This is a genomic window from Clostridium manihotivorum (genome assembly GCF_004015185.1).
Classification (GTDB): domain Bacteria; phylum Bacillota; class Clostridia; order Clostridiales; family Clostridiaceae; genus Clostridium_AR; species Clostridium_AR manihotivorum.
The window spans coordinates 2,323,734-2,344,583 of the sequence record NZ_CP025746.1 but is presented as its reverse complement, the minus strand read 5'-3'; the positions used below and the strand labels follow the sequence as shown (position 1 = coordinate 2,344,583).

Annotated in this window: 20 protein-coding genes and 1 pseudogene; 1 reads left to right on the top strand and 20 read right to left on the bottom strand. The window is 32.4% G+C overall.

The window, feature by feature from the left end; genetic code table 11:
• Positions 1–52: 52 nt before the first annotated feature.
• The 13 genes from C1I91_RS10460 to C1I91_RS10400 form a co-directional block, all read right to left on the bottom strand.
• A complete protein-coding gene (locus C1I91_RS10460) occupies positions 53–1,168 on the bottom strand; it encodes a THUMP domain-containing class I SAM-dependent RNA methyltransferase (RefSeq protein ID WP_128212835.1) in 1,116 nt (371 codons plus the stop codon).
• Positions 1,169–1,195: 27 nt separating this feature from the next.
• Positions 1,196–1,732, bottom strand: coding sequence for a bifunctional pyr operon transcriptional regulator/uracil phosphoribosyltransferase PyrR (pyrR, locus tag C1I91_RS10455; RefSeq protein ID WP_128212834.1), 537 nt, complete (start codon positions 1,730–1,732; stop codon positions 1,196–1,198).
• Between the two features lie 54 nt (positions 1,733–1,786).
• On the bottom strand, positions 1,787–2,689 hold the full coding sequence (locus C1I91_RS10450; RefSeq protein WP_128212833.1) for an RluA family pseudouridine synthase: 903 nt from the start codon (positions 2,687–2,689) through the stop codon (positions 1,787–1,789).
• Positions 2,690–2,722: 33 nt separating this feature from the next.
• On the bottom strand, positions 2,723–3,334 hold the full coding sequence (locus tag C1I91_RS10445; RefSeq protein ID WP_128212832.1) for a TraR/DksA C4-type zinc finger protein: 612 nt from the start codon (positions 3,332–3,334) through the stop codon (positions 2,723–2,725).
• Between the two features lie 302 nt (positions 3,335–3,636).
• On the bottom strand, positions 3,637–4,239 hold the full coding sequence (locus tag C1I91_RS10440; protein WP_128212831.1) for a DivIVA domain-containing protein: 603 nt from the start codon (positions 4,237–4,239) through the stop codon (positions 3,637–3,639).
• Positions 4,240–4,253: 14 nt separating this feature from the next.
• A complete protein-coding gene (locus tag C1I91_RS10435; protein WP_128212830.1) occupies positions 4,254–5,018 on the bottom strand; it encodes a YlmH family RNA-binding protein in 765 nt (254 codons plus the stop codon).
• A 1-nt stretch (position 5,019) separates the two neighbouring features.
• Positions 5,020–5,193: a YggT family protein gene (locus C1I91_RS29735; protein ID WP_420808468.1), complete on the bottom strand. Its 174-nt coding sequence runs from the start codon at positions 5,191–5,193 to the stop codon at positions 5,020–5,022.
• A 200-nt stretch (positions 5,194–5,393) separates the two neighbouring features.
• A complete protein-coding gene (locus tag C1I91_RS10425) occupies positions 5,394–5,843 on the bottom strand; it encodes a cell division protein SepF (RefSeq protein ID WP_128212828.1) in 450 nt (149 codons plus the stop codon).
• 15 nt (positions 5,844–5,858) lie between these two features.
• Entirely contained in the window at positions 5,859–6,512 is a 654-nt protein-coding gene (locus C1I91_RS10420) for a YggS family pyridoxal phosphate-dependent enzyme (protein WP_128212827.1), read from the bottom strand.
• An 80-nt stretch (positions 6,513–6,592) separates the two neighbouring features.
• Positions 6,593–7,330, bottom strand: a complete 738-nt coding sequence (locus tag C1I91_RS10415; RefSeq protein ID WP_128212826.1) for a DUF881 domain-containing protein — start codon at positions 7,328–7,330, stop codon at positions 6,593–6,595.
• Positions 7,331–7,342: 12 nt separating this feature from the next.
• Entirely contained in the window at positions 7,343–7,681 is a 339-nt protein-coding gene (locus C1I91_RS10410; RefSeq protein ID WP_128212825.1) for a small basic family protein, read from the bottom strand.
• Positions 7,682–7,694: 13 nt separating this feature from the next.
• The gene (locus C1I91_RS10405) at positions 7,695–8,408 is read right to left on the bottom strand and encodes a DUF881 domain-containing protein (protein ID WP_128212824.1); all 714 of its coding nucleotides are present in this window, start codon (positions 8,406–8,408) and stop codon (positions 7,695–7,697) included.
• Between the two features lie 11 nt (positions 8,409–8,419).
• Positions 8,420–9,169 (bottom strand): cell division protein FtsQ/DivIB, encoded by a 750-nt coding sequence (locus C1I91_RS10400; protein ID WP_128212823.1) that lies wholly within the window; start codon positions 9,167–9,169, stop codon positions 8,420–8,422.
• A 702-nt stretch (positions 9,170–9,871) separates the two neighbouring features.
• On the opposite strand from C1I91_RS10400, the pseudogene C1I91_RS29730 reads away from it, so the two are divergent.
• A pseudogene (locus tag C1I91_RS29730) lies at positions 9,872–11,208 on the top strand (IS4 family transposase).
• 215 nt (positions 11,209–11,423) lie between these two features.
• Here the strand turns inward: C1I91_RS29730 and spoVE are convergent.
• From spoVE to rsmH, 7 genes are all read right to left on the bottom strand, one after another.
• Positions 11,424–12,542: a stage V sporulation protein E gene (spoVE, locus tag C1I91_RS10390; protein ID WP_128212822.1), complete on the bottom strand. Its 1,119-nt coding sequence runs from the start codon at positions 12,540–12,542 to the stop codon at positions 11,424–11,426.
• 20 nt (positions 12,543–12,562) lie between these two features.
• Entirely contained in the window at positions 12,563–13,525 is a 963-nt protein-coding gene (mraY, locus tag C1I91_RS10385; protein ID WP_128212821.1) for a phospho-N-acetylmuramoyl-pentapeptide-transferase, read from the bottom strand.
• 37 nt (positions 13,526–13,562) lie between these two features.
• Positions 13,563–14,927, bottom strand: coding sequence for a UDP-N-acetylmuramoyl-tripeptide--D-alanyl-D-alanine ligase (locus C1I91_RS10380; protein ID WP_128212820.1), 1,365 nt, complete (start codon positions 14,925–14,927; stop codon positions 13,563–13,565).
• Positions 14,921–16,393: a UDP-N-acetylmuramoyl-L-alanyl-D-glutamate--2,6-diaminopimelate ligase gene (locus C1I91_RS10375; protein WP_128212819.1), complete on the bottom strand. Its 1,473-nt coding sequence runs from the start codon at positions 16,391–16,393 to the stop codon at positions 14,921–14,923. The genes C1I91_RS10380 and C1I91_RS10375 overlap by 7 nt, the downstream gene beginning before the upstream one ends.
• A gap of 204 nt (positions 16,394–16,597) precedes the next feature.
• A complete protein-coding gene (locus C1I91_RS10370) occupies positions 16,598–18,757 on the bottom strand; it encodes a stage V sporulation protein D (RefSeq protein ID WP_205694332.1) in 2,160 nt (719 codons plus the stop codon).
• 608 nt (positions 18,758–19,365) lie between these two features.
• Positions 19,366–19,878, bottom strand: a complete 513-nt coding sequence (locus tag C1I91_RS10365; RefSeq protein WP_128212817.1) for an FtsB/FtsL family cell division protein — start codon at positions 19,876–19,878, stop codon at positions 19,366–19,368.
• Positions 19,879–19,901: 23 nt separating this feature from the next.
• Positions 19,902–20,840 (bottom strand): 16S rRNA (cytosine(1402)-N(4))-methyltransferase RsmH, encoded by a 939-nt coding sequence (gene rsmH, locus C1I91_RS10360; RefSeq protein ID WP_128212816.1) that lies wholly within the window; start codon positions 20,838–20,840, stop codon positions 19,902–19,904.
• Positions 20,841–20,850 lie beyond the last annotated feature (10 nt).

The window sequence follows — 20,850 nt, the reverse complement described above, 5'->3', positions numbered from 1 at the left end:
GTTCAGAAAAGGCAGATAGGCAAAATAAAAAAAGCCGCTTAAGCGACTTTTTTTATTTTGCAAGATATTGATAATAATAACATTTTATCTTACCATTATATAATTTTCTATTTTTACTAGCTTTCTCGCCAAACAATGCTTCAAAGCCTTCAAAGGAAGTAAGAATATTCATATCCCAGCTAGGAAGATTCTCATGGAACTCTCCTAACTTTTTATAAAGGCTCTTTACTTCATCTAACTCTCCAATTCTCTGTCCATAAGGCGGGTTTGTTATAATAAAGCAATTTTTCTTTCTAGATGACAATTCATTAAAGTCTAGTTTTTGGAAATCAATATATCTATCAATTTTAGCCTTTTGAGCATTCTCTCTTGCTTTTCTAAGTACAGGTCCATTTATATCATAACCTATAAGCTTCATATCATTATTTTTTATGGCACTATGTGCACCTTCTCTTACTTGCTCCCAGGTTTCAGCGTCCATAGTAGGCCAATTTTCACACTCAAATCTTCTATAGAGACCTGGAGCTTGGTTAATGCCTATCATAGCAGCTTCGATAAGTATTGTACCTGAACCACAGAAAGGATCTATAAGCAAGCTCTCGTTATTCCATCTAGAAATCAGCACTAAACTAGCTGCTAGGGTTTCCTTTAATGGAGCTTCACCTGCGTTTTCTCTATATCCTCTCTTATGAAGCCCTGGACCAGTAGTATCTATTGTTAGTGTTACAATATCTTTAAGAAGTGCAACTTCTATCTTATAAATCGGACCATCTTCTGGAAACCACTCAGTGTTGTACTTGCTTTGCATACTTTTAACTACAGCCTTCTTAACTATTGACTGGCAGTCTGGAACACTAAACAAAGTAGATTTAATTGATTTACCTACTACATGCATCTTTCCATTAGCAGGAATTAAACTTCCCCAATCAACTGCAAGAGTCCCTTGGAATAATTCTTCAAAGGTTGTTGCTTTAAATTCAGCCATTTTTATCAATATTCTATCTGCAGTTCTAAGCCAGGTATTTGTGATGGCTATATCCATTTCATCTCCGGAAAAAGTTACTTTTCCATTCTCAATCACTAAGTCTTCATATCCTAGCTTTTTTAATTCCTTTGCAGTAATTGATTCTATACCAAAAGTACTGGTAGCTATCAAATCGTAATCCATTTAAAAACTCCTATCCTTAACTTAAGTTTATCTTTCATATATTTTAACAGAGTCAATACCATCAATCTCAAGTATTTCTACCCCTATATTTTCTGATTTTGATGTTGGTACATTTTTTCCTACAAAATCAGCTCTTATAGGAAGTTCCTTATGTCCTCTGTCTATTAACACTGCTAATTGTATATTAGTAGGTCTTCCAACATCCATAATGGCCTCAATTGCAGCTCTTACTGTTCTACAGGTATACAATACATCATCAACAATTATAACCTTTTTATCCTTTACTGCAACCCCAATATCGCTCTCCTTAACTGTTGGTTTGTCCCCAATATCAGTTAAATCATCTCTATAAAGAGTAATATCAACGCTTCCAACTGGAACTTCTATGCCTTCTATCTTTTTTATTTGTTCTGCAATTCTTTGTGCTAAAGGAAATCCTCTTCTTTTTATTCCAACTAAAACAACTTCGTCTACACCTTTATTTTTCTCTATTATTTCATGAGATATTCTTACTAGACTTCTTCTAATAGCTTCTTCATCTAAAAGTATTGCCTTTAGATTCATGTTATACTCTCCTCCAAAATTATTTATTTACCTTCAATTTACTATTATCAATAATTAAAGCTTACTTAAAACCTCTAAAAAGTAGTCTGGTAGCTCCGAGTTAAACTCCACATATTCATTCTTAGTAGGATGAACAAAACCTAAAGTCTTAGCATGGAGCATTTGTCCTTCGAGCTTAAACTTCTGTTTTTTATATCCATATACTGGATCTCCAACTAAAGGATGTCCTAAATACGCCATATGAACTCTAATCTGATGAGTCCTACCTGTTTCTAGTGAACACTTAACTAAAGTATTGCTTTTATATCTTTCCAAAACTTCATAATGAGTCACAGCTCTTCTTCCATCCTTAACTATAGCCATCTTTATTCTGTCCTGTGGATGTCTTGCAAGCGGCTGATCTACCAAGCCACTATCATTTTTGAACACTCCTTCTGTAAGTGCATAATACTCTCTTTTAATTGAGTGAACCTTGAATTGTTCTGTTAGTTTACTATGTGCTAAATCATTCTTAGCAACTACTATTATTCCAGAAGTGTCTTTATCTATTCTATGAACTATCCCAGGACGAATTACTCCATTTATTCCAGATAAATCTTTGCAATGATATAATAAAGCATTCACAAGGGTACCATTGTAATTGCCTAGTGCAGGGTGAACTACCATACCTTGTTTTTTATTGACAACTATTATATCTTCATCTTCATACACTATATCAATTTCTATATTTTCTGGTTCAACCTTTAGTTCCTCTGGTTCTGGCATGTTCATTGTAATAACATCATTTTCTCTTAATTTGTAATTACTCTTTATGTTCTTACCATTGACCAAAACAGCATCATTGTCTATTAGATTTTGGATATGTGATCTTGACCTATCTAAAATTTTCCCCGATAAAAACTTATCTATCCTCATACCTTTTTCATCTAAATTTATTTGAAAAATTACTTCATCCATATCGTTTATTTAAATATCCCCCATCCATAAAAATTAATCTGGTAGTTGACTTTTATATTGTTCGTTACTTATTTTCTCAACTGGATCTACGTACATATCGTCATCATCATAATTATCAAAAACATTATTTATTCTGTTAAAATAATCTACAGACTGAAAAGAGTCCTCTGCATCAAAACCAACCTTTTCATACTCATTGAAGTCATTATATCCATATCCAAAAGGATTACCTATGACAGACTCCTCAACCGGTCTCCTATTGCTTCTATACTCTTTTATTGATCCAATAACATTTTGACACTTAATACAATATTCTGCATATGGAAGAAAGTCAAGTCTTTCTTTACTTATTTCTCCACCACATCTTTTACAAACACCATACTTTCCTTCATCAATAGCCTTTATGCCGTCATCAATTTTTCTTAATATCTCTTTTTCATTACCTTTAAGAGCTTTACCTCTCTCAAAATCAAAAGTCTCCGTAGTCAAATCCGCTGGGTGATTGTCATAAAATGAAAGCTCTGATGCAATTTCAGCATAAGAGTCTACAGCCTCATTTTCTTTAAGCTGCTTGATTAAGCTTAAAACTCTTTCTTTTTCGCTGTTTAATTTAATACGATATCTGTCTAAATCCCTGCCATCCATAATATCATTCCTTTCAAAAGAATTTTGAAATATATTATTATTCTTTCAAAAGAAAATATTTTTATTACATTGAATATAATAAACCAATAATGTGAAGAAATTCTAGCAAACGGCTATTTTTATTCTTCCAAGTATATATATCCAAAGCATCCTGGCTTACTTAGCCATAGCTTTATCTATCGTATAACTTCCTAAATGAATGAAAATAAACCACTTCCAATATATAATATTCTCATTCTAATAAATGAAAATTAAAAATATTATATAACAATGAAGTGGTTTAATGCTTTTACCTTTATAGCTTATCTATTAGCAAAAAAGCTCTTTATTTCATCCATATTTTTGCTTTCAACTTCTTCTTCTTTATAAGTATTGATGGTATTATCTTCAGGAACAATATGTATATCTTTTTCTACTATATCGTTAATAGGGTGTGATATGTTATAGTTCTTTACAAGATCTTTCTCCAAATCATCAAAAGTTTCTAATTGAGTTTTCATGAAGTTTCTGAATTTAGCACGGAACTTCACAAATTCTTGCTTAACTCTATCAAATTCATCATTTATCTGTATTACGTCATTATGAGCCTTATCCAATATCCTTTGTGCTGTCTCATTAGCATTACTAACTATAAGTTCCGCTTCCTTCTGTGCATTTAGCTTAGCTTGCTCAGCGGTATTTTGTGCTAAAAGCAAAGTATTTTGTATAGTATTTTCTATCTTTGCATAATGCTCAACCTTTTCACCTACAGCTGCTAACTTTTCTTTAAGAAGTCCATTTTCCTTATATAAATTTTCATACTCTTCAACTACTTGCTCTAGAAACTCATCTACTTCTTCTGAATTGTATCCTCTTATGCCTCTTTTAAATTCCTTATTTGTTATTTCCATGGGAGTTAACTTCATATTAATCACCTCAGCTATTTATATTTTTTTACCATTAGTTTTAAGTTATCGCTCTTGGTCTTTCCCACTATATCAACTATGATAAACTTTCCTGTCCCTCTTATTGTAATTGTACTATTTAATTTCACTTCCGTACTCTTATTACGATTTTCTTTATAGTTCAAAAGCACACTCCCATTAGAAATTAGATCCATAGCATCATTTCTACTTTTCCTGCTTATCGACGCAACTATGGTGTCCAACCTCATAGAAGCGACTTGTATAATAACCTCTTCAAAATCAACTGCTGGAATATCTTCTGGATTTGCAACGGTTTTAACCGACACACTATGCCTACCTATCTTTGTCACATTAGAAACTATATAATCCTTTATATCGCTGTGTATTGCAACAAAACAACTAAAATCCTTTACTCTTAAATCACCAATTTTTTCACGCTTTATTCCAAGGGATAAAATTGCGCCTAAAAAATCTCTGTGTGCCAAAGTTCCAAACTTACCATTATAGCTTAATTGTATTATCTCAAAAGGCCAGTCTATACTATAACAATTTATAGCCAAGATCCTTCTTTCGCTATCTGTAAATCCACCTTCGGCAACAGAATTTATGCCTATTCCCTGTAAATATTCAAGCAATTTGGTCCATACTACAGGAGAGTAAAATTCATTTGTCACTATGGGTATTTCTCTTTCTAAGGATAATGATATCTTATTATATAAATTACTATACTCGCCTATGTCATCTACACCTAATATAGAAATAAATTCTTTCTTGTTCATGTTAAATAAAACTTAAAAGAATATTTTGCACTAAGGATAAAACTATTATAGCTATCATTGGTGAAAAGTCTAAAGGTGAATTGGGCGTAATCTTGTTTTGTAATTTTTGAAAAGGCGATAGTATAGGAGCTGTAATTAGTTTTATATAATAAGTTACTTTATTTTCCTTACCCATAAAGAGAACGGATGAAAATGCATCAATTAAAATCATAAACTCAATAAAATTAAATAATATGCTTATAAATTCTCTTATAAAAGGTATAAAAATCTCCTCCGATCTTTAAATATACCACTCTATAACTAAATTTTAGTTTTAGGATGCCTTTACGACATATTAAATCTTACAACTTAATAAAATTACAAAATGATATATCTCTACTTAGACCAATTGAAAAGTCCTTTAGTTGAAAGTTCACTCTTAAGTTCATTAGTAACCTCAACATTAGATGGTGATAGTATGTATACTCCTCTTTCAACTTCTTGAAGTTCTCCAGCTAGAGCAAAACATGCACCACTTATGAAATCTAAAAGTCTTTGGGCAATTCTGTTTTCTAAACTACTAGTATTTACAACTACGATTTTTCTGCTCTTAAGTGCATCACATATTTCGGTTGCATCCTCATAGGCTGTTGGTTTAGTTATCATCACTTTCGCAGAAGCTGCGGTATGAATGTTTACAACCTTATTGTTCTTCTTTCCTGCTAAAACAGGTTCAAGATTTTCATCTACTGCCAATTCCTCTGCTTCATCAAATTCATCATACTCTTCATCGTATTCCTCAAAGCCTAAAATCTCTTTCATCTTGCTAAACATCTTTGCAGCCATAGTTAATCCTCCTATTTATATTCTCTTACCAAAAATACCCTCACCTATCCTTACTAAATTAGCACCTTCTTCTAGTGCTGTTTTATAGTCATGAGTCATGCCCATAGATAGTATTTCCATAGTTACATTTTGGTATTTCTGTTCCTTGATTTTTTCATAAATATTTTTTGTTCTCTTAAAATAATATCGGTTACTTTCTTCATCACCTTTAGGAATTATAACCATTATTCCTTTAATTTTAACACAATTACATTTTTCTACCTCAATAAAAATTTCATCAAGGTCTTCTTCGTAAAAACCGTATTTGCTTTCTTCTTTACCGATATTAATTTGTATAAGTGTGTTTACTTGTAATTGTTGCTTATTACATTGTTTCTCAAGCTCTTTAAGAAGTTTTATGCTGTCTAAGGAATGTATCATAAAAGCCTTATCAACTATATACTTAACCTTATTAGTCTGCAAATGACCTATAAAGTGCCACCTAACATCCTTATGAAAAAGCTCAAACTTTTCCATTAACTCTTGAACTTTATTCTCAGCAAAATCTCTAATGCCAGCTGAATAAGCTTCCTCCAAAAGTTCAATAGGTTTAGTCTTAGAAACGGCAACTAAAGTTACATCCTTTGGCATTGATTCTTTTATCTGCTCTATATTGTATTTGATATTCAAAATAATCATGCCTCCACTTCTTTAAAATATTATATTCTTCATAAATATGAAAAATCCTTCAAAATATTTAAATCTTACACCTATTTTGTTTTAGGTGTAAGATTATTATAACTTATATCTCCTATATATGGATCAATTTTCAGATTATTTTCTTTTGTAATATCAACTTGAATTCCTCTGTTGATAAGTGATCTTATAAAACCATCATCTCTTTGAAGAGTACTATCTAGAGTTTCCGGATCCCCTATGGCAGTTACTTCAAATGGAGCTGGTATTTGATGACCGTTAATTCTTAAAAAAGCCCAACTACATAGTATCTCTGTATTTGGGAGAACTCTTTGGCCGTTTATGGATATAGCTTCAGCACCAGCTACTCTAAGCTCATTGACAACTCTTATCATATCATCATCATGAAGTGTCTTTAACAAAATAAGTTGAGTATTTTCCTGTTCATACCCTTTAGGATCATCTATAGTACCATCATTAATGACTAATTTTACTCCGTTCCCTTTTACAGCACTAAATCCTATTTCCATATTATTATCATTAAATTCATTATTAATATCCTGTGTTAACTTTTGATTTTTAGTATCATCATATTTATATTTATTTATTTTATCGGACATCTTTGAATTGGAATCTTTAAGGTTTGAAACCTCAGCATACAATTTATTCTTTTGATTGTAAGCATCTTGGTACTGCTTAGCGCTCATTTGAAAACTTCTTGAGGTTCCCTTTAAATTAATATTAAGAGCTATAAGAATTCCTATTATAATAGAAGCTATAAAAACAAATATTGATGCTTCATTATTTTTCATAAATTCCCCCCTTTATCGGGATCTTGCTTTCTCTATTAAAAGCCTTCTCACAATAGCAAAATTATCGAATATTCTTCCACCAAAAACTATTACCGCTGCAATATATATAGGAATTCCAAGTTTATCTCCTAAATAAGCAAGAGCAACTGCAAGTGCAGCATTTCCAAAAAATCCAGATATAAATATATCTGCTTGAAAGTTTTTTGACAAACTTGCTCTAATAGCTCCAAAGACTGAATCTAAGCAAGCTAGTATTGCAACAGACATGTAAGGCGAAAACTTTTCAGGTATATCAACCTTCCATACTATTCCTACTATAATTCCAATTAAAAGCCCTATAAATGCTATCATTAATAATCAACTCCTACTGTACAGCTTTAATATTATCGTTATGAATTACCTGAGATGATTTAGGGATTGTTATTTCATTACTTTTTTCTATTTTTCTTTCGTAATTGAATAAAACTCCATAATCTAAAGCTCCTTGAAAGGTTAATCCAGCTTCAAGGGTACTCTTTACACCTATTGCCTTTATTACTATCTTATCACTAGGTGATATTCTTTCATTTGCACCTATCCATATGTAGTTACTAGCATTTTTTATACCTGTCTGAGTAGTAACTCTTTTATCATTTATAGAAATGGCCTCTGCTCCTGAAAAGTTTAATATATTTACTATGTGAATGAGTTCATTTTCGGATATATAATCAGCACCATTAGTAGTAAGGAAAGAGGATTTAGGAGTAAGATATAAAATTACACCTGGTCCCTTTACATCTACAGTTCCAAGTATCATTCTTGTCTTATCAAGTTGTTGTTTTATCTCGGTATTAACATCACCTTTTTTTGCAGCAGACTCCTCTATTTTCTTTAAATCATCTGTCAAAGAATTATTCTGCTTTAAAAGTTCTTCTTTTTCTTTCTTTAGAGCATCAAGTTCAGCTACAACATCTGTTTTATCTACATTATCCTTTATGGCACTTTCTTTATTATTTATAAGCTTAAATTGGTAAGCCAATAAAAATCCTAGCAGCGCACATACGATAGCAACAACTATCTGAGAAGTCATCTTTTTCATTGCTTTGCCTCCTATTCCTGTTTTATAACTGGTTGCCCGTCAAAACTAACATCTATATATCCTTTTTTAAGTCCTATATTACTGTCTTTTAAAATCCTTATACAACTATTAAATTTGTCCTCTAATTTTTCATCAGTCCCTAATAGGAGCCTTACCTCTCCTACTTTCATAGTAAGTGAAGTAGGATCTTTTATCTCCAAGGAATTAAACTTCACATCACTTCTGTTAGTTTCTAGATATCTGCCTATATTTGCTGCTATTCTCTTAATCTTCTCGTCATTTGATAGATATGCGCCAACTTCTGTAGCTGTTGGCGTTATTCCAGTTAGCTCTGTCAAACTCATCCCATCTATGTTGTCTCTCTTTTCAAGTATTTTAAGTTCTGAGTTCAACACATAAATCCCATCTGAATTCTTAAAGAAGTACACAGTTTTTCTTTCAGTGACGTTTATTACTATTCCATTGGGAAGTACCCTTTTTAACTGAACACTATCTATATAAGGATTAGCCTGAATCTTGGATCTAACATCCTTCTGATTTATATAGAAAATATTTTTACCATATAGCTCTGACCTGTCGACAATTTCTTTACTGTTTATAATCTTATTATTTCCTACCTTTATATCCTGTATATTAAAAAAAGGAGCTTTCAATAATATAAGAATAGTTATAGAAAAAAAGAAAACAAAGAACAAAATCAACTTTTTTCTAACCTTTTTTCTTTTATGCTTTTTTATATATTCATTTATCTCATTATTCATATATTACCTTCTTAAACATTTGATATAATTACTAAAAATATTATTATATTACCATATAATATAATAACACTATATCCTTAATTTTTCATTACAAATTTATTAAAACATTTAGCTTATTACTTACATAATTTCAGCTCTTCCGGATAATTACTAAGTACATTAATACTATTATTTATATTAAAGTGTTATGTTGAAATCAATTAATTTTAACACATTACTTTAACAGAACCTAATTATATTATCGTACTTCATAAGCTATAGTTAATATTTACTTTTCTTTAGAACACAATATTTTTTAGGTTGTTAAAAAATAAAAAGGTCGCTGAAACGACCTTCTTCAGTTTGCTCTTTTGCACATCTATCTTTCCTAATGTATATGAGAAAAATCTGGCAGGCGAATATTATTTTTTTTACTGTTTACCATAAACATCTCATATAAATCCTTCATAATGCTAGATTTAGATATTGAAAAATTTTATATTTCCCTAGACAGTAAAAGAATCGCTAAGGCTAGGCCTCAATGTCATTAAGTTAAGGAAAGGCTTGCATCACAAATATGTGCTGTGGGTCTTTTTTATTTTTTTTAATTATCACTTGACAGCATTTCAAAAATATGTGGCCGCTTTCACTACCAATTGTTTTAAAGGTAGTGAAAGCGGCCCTTGTAATTAGAGAGAAATTTCAATTACGAGGAGAATACATATGAATACTAAGTCACAAGAATTGAGATCCACTTTATTTGAACTTATTCAAGAGCTTCGCGATAATCCTAAAGAGAATATTAGGAATCCCGACAAGGATTTCCTTAGAAATCGAAAACTTCCCTTTGATAAAATAATTTTTTCTTTGCTAGGAATGGAAGGAAATACTTTAAGTAATGAGCTTTTAAATCAATGGGGATGCTCTATTGACACAGCTACATCGGCGGCCTTTGTTCAACAAAGGGCAAAGATCTTGACTACGGCATTTGAAAAATTATTTCATAACTTCGTTAACAAAACAACAACTGATTATCTATTTAAAGGCTATCGCCTTTTGGCTGTCGATGGATCTGACATACATATTCCAACAAATAAAAACGATTTGGATTCCTTATATGAATTTAAAGACTCTAGGAAACCGTACAACCTTTTGCATTTAAATGCATTATACGATCTTAATCAACATACCTACGAGGACGTAATTGTGCTGAGAAGAAAGCTTTCCAATGAATGTAAGGCATTAACAGACATGGTAGACAGATCTACTATTAAAACTCCAGCAATTATCCTTGCGGATCGAGGGTATGAATCTTATAACAATATGGCACACATTCAACAAAAGGATGGAAATTCCTAATAAGAATAAAAGATTTTCATGGTCATGCATCAGGTATTTTACATGGATTTGAACTTCCATCTGCTGATGAATTTGATGTTGATATTGATTTAAACCTTACTAGAAAACAAACTAATAAAGTGAAAGAATTGCTTAAGGATAAAAACCATTATAGACTAATTGGGAAAAATAAGACATTTGACTATCTCCCAGAGACAAATAGAAAAAGTGATCCTACAGTAATGTACAAACTACCGTTTCGGATTGTACGATTTAAAATTACTGATGATACTTATGAGGTTGTTGTTACAAACCTAGATAGAACGAAATTTTCACCTCAAACACTAAAAGAACTCTATTTCAAGCGTTGGGGAATTGAAACATCATTCCGTGATTTGAAATATACTATTGGATTGCTACATTTTCATTCAAAAAAGGTGGAGTACATACTTCAGGAAATATATGCAAGGCTAATTATGTACAACTTTTCTGAAATAATTACCCAACACGTAATCATAAAGAAAAGGAACAGGAAATACGACTACAAAGTCAACTTTTCTGTTGCAGCGCATATATGCCGACAGTTTTTCCTTGGTAAAGTTACTCCACCTAATATAGAAGCTTTGATTGCTAGGCACATAACACCGATTCGACCTGGTCGTTCGCGACCTAGAAATATGTCTGAAAAAACATCCGTAAGCTTCATGTATAGAGTAGCATAATAATGATTAATTTAATAGTTTTTTTTAGCGGGATATATGCCTGCTTTATTTGCATGCAATTTTTAAAATTATTTTCTTCATTTCGGTTGAACATTTACAGCTAACTCTGAAAAAAGAAGCTATCACTTTATGTAATAGCTTCTTGAATTCTCTTAACTTAATGCCATTGGGCTAGGCCTTAGTGATTCTTTTATTAAATATTAATGTTAAATATTCTATATAACTCTCTTTCTTTCAACCTGTCTGGATATATTTAAGAGCACACCCATGGCGGCCATATTGATGACCAGAGAACTCCCTCCATAACTAATAAATGGTAGTGGCACTCCAGTAACAGGCATTGATCCAGTTACAACTGCTATATTGATTATAGCCTGAACTGCAACAATAGAAGTAATTCCTGTAGCAAGTAAAGTTCCAAAGGCATCTTTTGCTCCCATAGCTATCCTAATGCCTCTAAACACAAAAATTATAAATAGTATTATTATTAAAGCACAACCTATAAGCCCTAGTTCTTCACCTATTATAGCAAATATAAAATCATTATGAGGCTCAGGCATATACAGCGTTTTTTGTCTTGACTGCCCTATACCAAGTCCAGTGACTCCTCCAGCTCCTAAAGCATAAAATGATTGAATCAGCTGATATCCATCACCAGCTGGATCTTGCCACGGATTTAGGAAGTTTAATAATCTTCTTCTTCTATAATCTTCACTAAATATGAAAAACGTAGCAGCCGCAAACATTGCTGGTACTACACCAAAACCAAGAGTAGTAGACTTAGCACCTGCAACGAACATTACTATAAGGGTAACTATCATTATTACTGAGGCTATACTTAGATTCTTTTCTAAAAGTATCATTCCAGCATAAAAACCAGATACTATAAGATAAGGTAAAACCCCTTCTTTAAAGGACTTCATCTTCTCTCCCTTTTTTTCCATGCTAGTAGCCATAAACAGTACTACAACATATTTTACTAACTCAGAAGGCTGAAACTGTCCTAATGGCCCAAGCTGTATCCATCTCTTAGCACCATTTACGTCTTTAGAAAATAAAACAGCTACTAAAAGCGGTAATGATATTATCATCATTATTCTAGTATATTTTTTCATCTTATGATAATCTACCGACATCATAAACAACATAACTGCTATTCCCAGCACTGACCACTGTAGCTGTTTCTTTAAGAAAAACATACTATCATTATTCTTATACATCGCATAGTATGAACTAGCGCTATAAACCATTACTACACCAATAGCCAATAGGAAAAAAATCGTATAAAAAGTAACATAATCGATTTGTCCCATTTTAGGCTTCTTTTTTTTCATTCAAATTCCTCCTATAATTACTACAAAGACAAAAAGGCAACAAGGCAAAGTAAAACTGTACAAATAGCAAAGACTGAAACAATCTTTGTTTCGCTCCAACCTAACTGTTCAAAGTGATGATGAATCGGTGCCATCTTAAATACCCTTTTACCAGTTAGCTTAAAAGAACCAACCTGAATTATAACCGATAGCGTTTCTAACACATAAATTCCACCAACTATTACTATTATCAGCTCCATTTTAAGCATCATTGCTACCGCAGCCACAGCACCTCCTAAGGCTAATGAACCAGTATCCCCCATAAACACCTTAGCTGGAAAAGCATTAAATCTCAAGAATCCTAACAAGGCTCCTGCTAAAGAAACACAGAATATTGAAAGTCTATAATGTCCCATATTTAAACTTAGTATGGATAAGAAAGTCATAACCAATATTGTAATAGAGGTTGCCAACCCATCCAATCCATCTGTCAAATTTACTGCATTGGTTGTTCCAGCAAAGTAAACTATTATAAAAGGTATAAATAACCAACCCATCTCCCATTGATGTCTAGAAAATGGTACATTTATTGAAGTACCTATAGTGTTATATGCATAGTAAGCTAATGCTCCAGATACTATAAGAAGCAAAACCATCTTTTGCCAAGCTCTAAGTCCTAAGTTGTTTCTGTGAATGATCTTTAATATATCATCTAGAAAACCAACAAACCCAAAAGCTAAAAATGCGTAAAGTACAACCATTGATTCATCAGTAAAACTTGGTATCATAACTAACATTGTTATAAGCGTGGCTAACATAAATATTAATCCACCTATTGTAGGTGTTCCAGCCTTTTTTAAATGACTTCGAGGACCATCTTCTCTTATATTTTGTCCAAATTTAAGCCTATGTAAAAGAGGTATTATAATTGGACCTATTATTGATGCCACTATAAAACTTATTAAAATTGATATTATTAATGCTGTATTAGCTAAATTCCCCATATATTGCCGTCCATTTAAAGACAGCTCACCTCCTTGGTTATAAAATAATTTTTCTAAGCTCGCTGACTATATCTTCGAATTTCATACCTCTAGATGCCTTTACAAGCACAGTATCTTTTTCTTTTATTAAATCTTTAAGCGAATTTATAAGTTCTTCTTTTGAGTCAAAAACAATACAATTTTCTCCTTCAAAACCTGTTTTAAAACCTTCCGAATACTGGCCACAGCAAAGTAATAAATCTATGTTATTCTCTTTTGCATACAATCCAGTTTCAGTATGTGCCTTTAAGGATTCATCTCCTAATTCCCTCATGGTTCCCAGTATAGCTACCTTTCGATTTTCTGCTATATTGTTCACCACGTCAATAGCTGCTTTCATTGAAGAAGGACTTGCATTGTAGCAATCATTCACTATAGTTATCTTTTCTTCCTCAATTATCTCTAATCTCATTGAAGTGGCCTCAATATTATTTAAGCCATCATTCATCTCTTTCATAGAGATACCAAGTAACTTTCCTACCTGTAAGCACAACAAACAATTTTGAATGCTATGTTTCCCCAGCATAGGAAGACTAAAGTTAAATTTAGTATCTTCACCCATAACTTCAAACTCGCTATGATCCTTAAATAAAGTCACATTACTAGCAATTAAATCGTTATACTTGTCTAAACCAGTCTTTATTATCTTGTATTGTTCACTGATAACATCTTTAAGAAGATCATCATCACCGTTAACTATTAAAGTATTTTCTTCGTTGAAATAATCAACAATTTCCATCTTAGCTTTTAATATATTTTCTCTACTTTTGAGGTTTTCTATATGAGATAAGCCTATATTGGTTATTAAAGCAATATCAGGTCTTGCTATATCTGCTAGAAGATGTATTTCTCTAAGATTACTCATTCCCATTTCTAGTACAGCTATATCTATACTTCTATCTAATTCTAGAATCATAAGTGGTAATCCTATATCATTATTAAAGTTTCCCTTTGTTTTAAAAACTGAATATTTTTCTCCTAGTATAGCTGCCAATATATCTTTTGTAGAAGTTTTTCCATTTGATCCAGTTATGCCAACAACTTTAAGCCCAAGTTTATTTCTATAATACTTAGCAAGAGCCTGAAGAGCCTTTTTGGAATCCAGAACTTTTATTATGTTACACTGTAAATTAGCAAATTCAGCTCTTTCTTCATCTACTATGCAGACACTTGCACCTTTTTTAACAGCTTCTTCGATATAGTTATTGCCATTAAAATTCTCGCCTCTTAAAGCAAAGAATATACTTTGTTTCTCAATTTTTCTTGTGTCTGTACTAACTTTTACAAAGTGTTCATCTTTATTTCTTTTGATAAAGTGACCATTTATGGCTATTGAAATTTCTTCCAAGGTTAAGTCTAACATTTTTCCACTCCTAATTGCTCTAGTATTTCGATCACAACTTCTCTTTCATCAAAGTGAATTGTCTTATCTTTTAGTATTTGATAATTTTCATGGCCTTTTCCTGCTATAACAATAACATCTCCGGACTTTCCTAGCTTAAGTGCTTCTTTTATAGCTTCTCTTCTATTTTCAACAATTTTATAGCTATCTGCTTCTAAGTTCTCAACTATATCCTTTATTATTGCCATAGGTTCTTCAGTTCTTGGATTATCGGAAGTAACTATAGCAATGTCACTTAGTTCTACTCCAATTTTCCCCATCATAGGTCTTTTAACCTTATCTCTATCTCCTCCACATCCAAATACAGAAATCAATCTATTAGAAGTAAATTCCCTTGCTGTTTTTAATATGTTTTCTAATCCATCTGGCGTATGTGCATAATCAATTATAACTTCGTATGGAATATTGTATTCTAACGCTGTTCTCTCACATCTTCCTGGAACAACAGCCTTATTCAATCCTTCCATTATGGCCTCTATTGGTAAGCTTAAAACCTTTGCTAAAGTTAAAACTGAAAGAGCGTTGTATACATTGTATAACCCAGGCATTTGAAGTTTAATGTCATAGGTTGTACCTTCTAAAGATACATTAAAATGTACTCCCTTAGAAGAATTAACTATATTATCAGCCTTAATATAACTGCTATCATTGATAGAATAGGTATAAACCTTTGTATCTATATTCTTATCTTCTAAGTCCTTAATTATATTTTTACCATAAGAATCATCTATATTAATTACCGATATATCGGTTCTTTCGAACAACTTAAATTTAGCCTTATAATAGTTTTCAAAGGTCTTATGAAAATCTAAATGATCTCTAGTCAAATTGGAGAATATAGCACCAGCAAATCTTACTCCATATACCCTATCAAGTTCTAAGGCATGAGAGGAAACCTCCATAACACAGTAATCAACTTTTTCTTCTACCATCTCATTGAAAAGTTCTTGAAGCTCCAAGGATTCAGGTGTTGTACGTTCAGTTTTAATTACTCTATCTCCTATATAGTTAGCAATTGTACCTATTAGTCCAACCTTATATCCACTTGCTTCAAGTACCCTCTTCATCATAAAGGCAGATGTTGTCTTACCGTTGGTACCAGTTATTCCTATAACCTTAAGCTTCTTAGTAGGATTATCATAAAAGTTTGCACCTACTAAAGCCATGGCTTTTCTAGTATCTTCTACCTTGACAATAGTCACATCTTCATCAAGGTTTATATCATCCATACAGATAATAACCTTAGCTCCGTTTTCTACTGCACCCTTTGCAAACTTATGACCATCACTTGCAAATCCCTTAATACAAAAGAAAACATCCCCTTCTCCTGCTTTTCTATTATCATAAGTAACATTATTAACTTCTTGCTCCAAGCTTCCTTTGATAAGCTCATGTTTTACTTCCTTCAGTAACTCTTTTAAAAGCATTGTCCACTCATCTCCTTAAATAATATGCTATCAAATTCTCCTAAATGATGTATAGTTTTTAATAATGACTATGATTAATACAAAAAGTTATATTTTTGACCTAAAGGTGATTTTTAAGCATAAAAGTTGTTAAAGTATTTTCTCCTATGCTAAAATCAATCCTAATATATCAAAATACTAGCATGTGGCTGAGCCACATGCTAATTAGTCATCTACATCATCACTTAAGGTAAGTCCGATTGAATCTCCTTTTTTAACAACTTCCCCTGGTTGAATAGTTTGTTCATCAACCATAAGGCCCTTACCGGAAAATTCAGCTTTTAGACCTACTTTTTCTAGAATTTTAGTAGCTCCCTCTTTAGTATAGCCTTTTATGTCAGGAACAATAACATCTCTATTATAATTTCCTGAACTTCCACTGTAAAGATTAACCTTACTACCTTCCTTAACGGTATATCCAGGTGTAGGCTTTATATCTGTCACATACTCTCCCTGTCCCTCGATATCAAAATCTATCTTACTATCCTTAAGTTTCTTCTTGGCTTCATCAATCTTCATTCCCCTAACCTCAGGTATTATAGCATCAGGAGCATCTGTATTGCTACTTGTATCCTTAGAGATAACCGAAGGATCTAAATAGTTGAATATATCATTGAAAACAGTTTTAGCTACTGGAACTGCTATAACTCCACCATAGTACTCTCCAGCGCTAGCTTCATCAATTGAAACCATGACAGTTAGCTGTGGATCATTGGCAGGTGCCATACCAACAAAAGAAGATATATACTTCCCTGCCTCGTAAGTTCCATTAGCAGAGTTTACTTTTTGAGCTGTTCCAGTCTTACCAGCAATGTGATATCCATCTATAAAGGTTCTCTTTGCAGATCCTTCCGAAACAACCTTTTCAAGATATTCTCTTAACTTTGTTGTCTTTTCTTTACTTACTACCTGCTGGGTCTTTGGTTCAAACTTTCTATCTACTACTCTATTACCTTGATCATCTACATGGCTTACCTCTCTCATTACATGAGGTTGAATCCAAGTTCCATTGTTTGCTATTGTATTAAACCCAGCCATAAATTGTATCGGATTAACAGTATTTGTTTGTCCAAAAGATATTGTGGCAAGATCTATATCGGTTATTGTCGCCGGTGACTTTGTTATTCCTTTTGCTTCACCTGGAAGGTCTACTCCTGATTTTGATCCAAAACCAAATTTCTTAATATACTCTGCCAGTTTATCTTTACCAAGCTTCTTTCCAACCTCTATAAAGGCAACGTTACAAGAATTCTTTAAGATCTCTCCAAAGGTTTCGGTTCCATGTCCACTTCTCTTCCAGCATTTAATTATTCTATTCAAAACTTTTACACTACCAGCACAAGAATAGGTCTCTCCCTTATCAGCAACCCCTTCTTCCATAGCAGCAATTGCTGTAAAAACCTTAAATATTGATCCAGGTTCAAAGGAGTCACTTACTGCTCTATTTCTCCACATCTTTTGAAGTTTATCACTAGCTGTGGCCCCATCAAAATTTTCTGCTCCTTCATAAGGATTATTAGGATTAAAATCTGGTTTGTTAGCCATGGCTAATATCTCACCATTTTTAGGATTCATTACTATTACACTTACTGCCTTTGCCTTATTGTCACTTAAGGCTTGTGAAGCTGCCTTATCTGCAAACATCTGTATCTGCCTATCTATAGTAAGCTCAACATCCTTACCTGGTATAGGTGCTGTGAAGTTTGATATAGTATATGGCAATTCTTCACTTTTTCTATTAATTTCAGCTATTCTTACACCTGGAGTTCCAGCTAGATCTTTATCATACTGATACTCAACTCCATTAAGTCCTTTACCATCTGAATTTGTATTACCTAAAACATGAGATAAGAGATTGTTATTAGGATAATATCTCTTTGTATCTGGTGATACCATTACTCCGTTTATCTGTAAAGCCTTAACCTTGTCAGCCACATCTTTTTCTATTCTTCTAACTACATGTGCGGCTCCAGCATCTGCTCCGCTGGGCAATTTAGTATTTAGCTTTTTAAGCACATCTTCTTTTGTCAAATCTAATGCAGCTGCTATCTTAGGAGCAATGTCTTCGTTTGTACTTTTATGCTTCTTTAAATATTCCCTTATAGCATTGAGGTCAAAGTCCACTCTATAGACATTACCACTAACAGCTAGTTCTGCTCCATTTCTATCTAGAATCTTACCTCTTACTGCATCAATTTCTATTCTACTTGTCCACTGTTCAGTTGCCATTTTAGAATAGTCGCTGCCTTTAATTATCATTACATAGGCTAATCTTAAAGTTAATCCAAAGAATAATATAGTTAGAAAAACTACTGTTATCCACATTCTCTTCTTAGTGGTAGCTTCGTCTCTGTAATTATGCTCAAACAATAACTATACCTCCAAAAACATTGCTCATACATTCAGAACCGAAGTTATTCCATATATTAACTTATGATATTACATTGTTCTAATCTATAAGTTTATTCATAGATTCCATTTAATTATAGAAACCTTCTATTTACAGCTGTGCTAATTAATCAGTTTATATAGAAAAACTATTTTATAACTCCAAATTTTTCTTATATAAATTTAAAACTAAATCAGCATATCCTTAATACCTATAAAGATGTACCACTTCAAACCCGCGACAAAATCTCAACCCATCATTTTAATATCCGAAGGAATTGAAAAAATATCAAAGGAGTTATGAAGTGGTACATCTTTATCAGCTTAAACAGCTTATATATTTTGATAAATACTTTATAGTGATTAATGTAGTACTTATCAATTTTATAAAGTTTCAAATACAATGTAAAATACTCTCATACAGCTTAGATTTCCTAATACCTATTATGGATGTACCAATTTGTAATAAAATTTATATTTTCAAATTCTTCTCTCACAATCCAGAGGAGCTTTGAAAATACATTTTGAATCAAAGTGGTATATCTTTAAAATAAAAACTCTTTTATTTTTGCTAAAAGGTTCCAAGAATCTTTATTTTCTACATGCTTGTCCTTTGTTTCAGCAGCAAAGTAATTTTCTTTAGAACTTGTCTTCAGAATATCATCTTTTCCAGGAACAATCATTCCAAGTTTACTTTCAGCAGTAGACTTAATACTATCTAGTGAAGATACTTTTAACAATTCTGCCTTTAAAGCCTCATTTTCAGCACTATATTCATTAATATCTGAATTTATTTGAGTCAATTGAGCCTGAACTGTATAAACCTTAACGTCTCTCCAGATAGTTGCTATACCTAAAACAAAAATTGCTATGATAACCTGCGTTGCTGCTCTTCTATTCTTTTTGTGTTTCTCTTTTAGTCTTCTATCCCTGTCTATCTTAGACCTTCTCAGGTCCTCATACTGCTTATCTCTTTGCGGATCATTGACCTTTCTTTTAGGATCTATCGCTGTATTTCCGTTAACATAATCGAATTCCTTCACTACCAACTTATTCACATCCCCACCATAATATAACTAATTTATTTATTTTTTTGTACAACCCTTAGTTTTGCACTTCTACTTCTTGGATTTTCTTCAACTTCAGCTTCTGTAGGATCGATAGGTTTTCTAGTAAGCACCTTTACTTCAGAAACCTTGCCACACACACATATTGGAAATTCTTTAGGACATGTGCATGGATTTTCTAATTCCTTAAATACTGTTTTTACAATTCTATCTTCAAGTGAATGGAATGTTATTATAGCCATTCTTCCATCTTCATTTAGCCTTCTAACTCCATCTTTAATAGCCTTATCAAGAATAAACAATTCCTTATTGACCTCAATTCTTATAGCTTGAAAGGTTCTCTTAGCTGGATGAGGGCCTTCTCTTCTAGCCTTCGCAGGTATGGCAGCCTTTATAATATCCACCAACTGGAATGTAGTCTCTATTGGCCCCTTTTCTCTTTCCTTCACAATAAAATTAGCTATTCTACTAGCAAACTTCTCCTCACCATAATTTTTTATTAATATAAATAATTCTTCACTGCTATATCCATTCACTACTTCATAAGCGGAGAATTTATTTTCTCTATTCATCCTCATATCAAGTGGAGCATCCTGCATATAGCTGAAACCTCTTTCTCCTGCATCAAGCTGATAGGAAGAAACCCCTAAATCCATTAATATTCCATCAACTTTTTCAATATTTAACTCTTCAAGTATGGAGTCTATATTGTAGAAGTTGTTGTGTACTAAAGTTACTCTATCTTTATACTCTTCGAGCTTTTTCCCTGCGGCGCTTAGAGCATCTTTATCTTGATCAATCCCTATAAGTCTTCCCTTACTTGACAATCTTTTTACTATTTCTGAAGAATGTCCTGCTCCACCCAAGGTGCAGTCCACATAAATTCCGTCTTCTTTTATATTCAAAGCTTCTATGCATTCATTTAATAATACTGATACATGCTTAAATTCCATATTTATTTCT

Excerpts from the sequence above, each read along its gene's own strand:
- C1I91_RS29735 (WP_420808468.1), bottom strand. The coding sequence starts at position 5,193 with ATGGGTAAGGAAAATAAAGTAACTTATTATATAAAACTAATTACAGCT.
- spoVE (WP_128212822.1), bottom strand. The coding sequence starts at position 12,542 with ATGAAAAAAAAGAAGCCTAAAATGGGACAAATCGATTATGTTACTTTT.
- C1I91_RS10450 (WP_128212833.1), bottom strand. The coding sequence starts at position 2,689 with ATGGATGAAGTAATTTTTCAAATAAATTTAGATGAAAAAGGTATGAGG.
- C1I91_RS10445 (WP_128212832.1), bottom strand. The coding sequence starts at position 3,334 with ATGGATGGCAGGGATTTAGACAGATATCGTATTAAATTAAACAGCGAA.
- C1I91_RS10370 (WP_205694332.1), bottom strand. The coding sequence starts at position 18,757 with ATGTGGATAACAGTAGTTTTTCTAACTATATTATTCTTTGGATTAACT.
- C1I91_RS10380 (WP_128212820.1), bottom strand. The coding sequence starts at position 14,927 with ATGTTAGACTTAACCTTGGAAGAAATTTCAATAGCCATAAATGGTCAC.
- C1I91_RS10415 (WP_128212826.1), bottom strand. The coding sequence starts at position 7,330 with ATGAAAAATAATGAAGCATCAATATTTGTTTTTATAGCTTCTATTATA.
- C1I91_RS10405 (WP_128212824.1), bottom strand. The coding sequence starts at position 8,408 with ATGAAAAAGATGACTTCTCAGATAGTTGTTGCTATCGTATGTGCGCTG.
- pyrR (WP_128212834.1), bottom strand. The coding sequence starts at position 1,732 with ATGAATCTAAAGGCAATACTTTTAGATGAAGAAGCTATTAGAAGAAGT.
- C1I91_RS10410 (WP_128212825.1), bottom strand. The coding sequence starts at position 7,681 with ATGATAGCATTTATAGGGCTTTTAATTGGAATTATAGTAGGAATAGTA.
- rsmH (WP_128212816.1), bottom strand. The coding sequence starts at position 20,840 with ATGGAATTTAAGCATGTATCAGTATTATTAAATGAATGCATAGAAGCT.
- C1I91_RS10425 (WP_128212828.1), bottom strand. The coding sequence starts at position 5,843 with ATGGCTGCAAAGATGTTTAGCAAGATGAAAGAGATTTTAGGCTTTGAG.
- C1I91_RS10400 (WP_128212823.1), bottom strand. The coding sequence starts at position 9,169 with ATGAATAATGAGATAAATGAATATATAAAAAAGCATAAAAGAAAAAAG.
- mraY (WP_128212821.1), bottom strand. The coding sequence starts at position 13,525 with ATGGGGAATTTAGCTAATACAGCATTAATAATATCAATTTTAATAAGT.
- C1I91_RS10375 (WP_128212819.1), bottom strand. The coding sequence starts at position 16,393 with ATGCTTTTAAAAGAGTTACTGAAGGAAGTAAAACATGAGCTTATCAAA.
- C1I91_RS10435 (WP_128212830.1), bottom strand. The coding sequence starts at position 5,018 with ATGAACAAGAAAGAATTTATTTCTATATTAGGTGTAGATGACATAGGC.
- C1I91_RS10460 (WP_128212835.1), bottom strand. The coding sequence starts at position 1,168 with ATGGATTACGATTTGATAGCTACCAGTACTTTTGGTATAGAATCAATT.
- C1I91_RS10440 (WP_128212831.1), bottom strand. The coding sequence starts at position 4,239 with ATGAAGTTAACTCCCATGGAAATAACAAATAAGGAATTTAAAAGAGGC.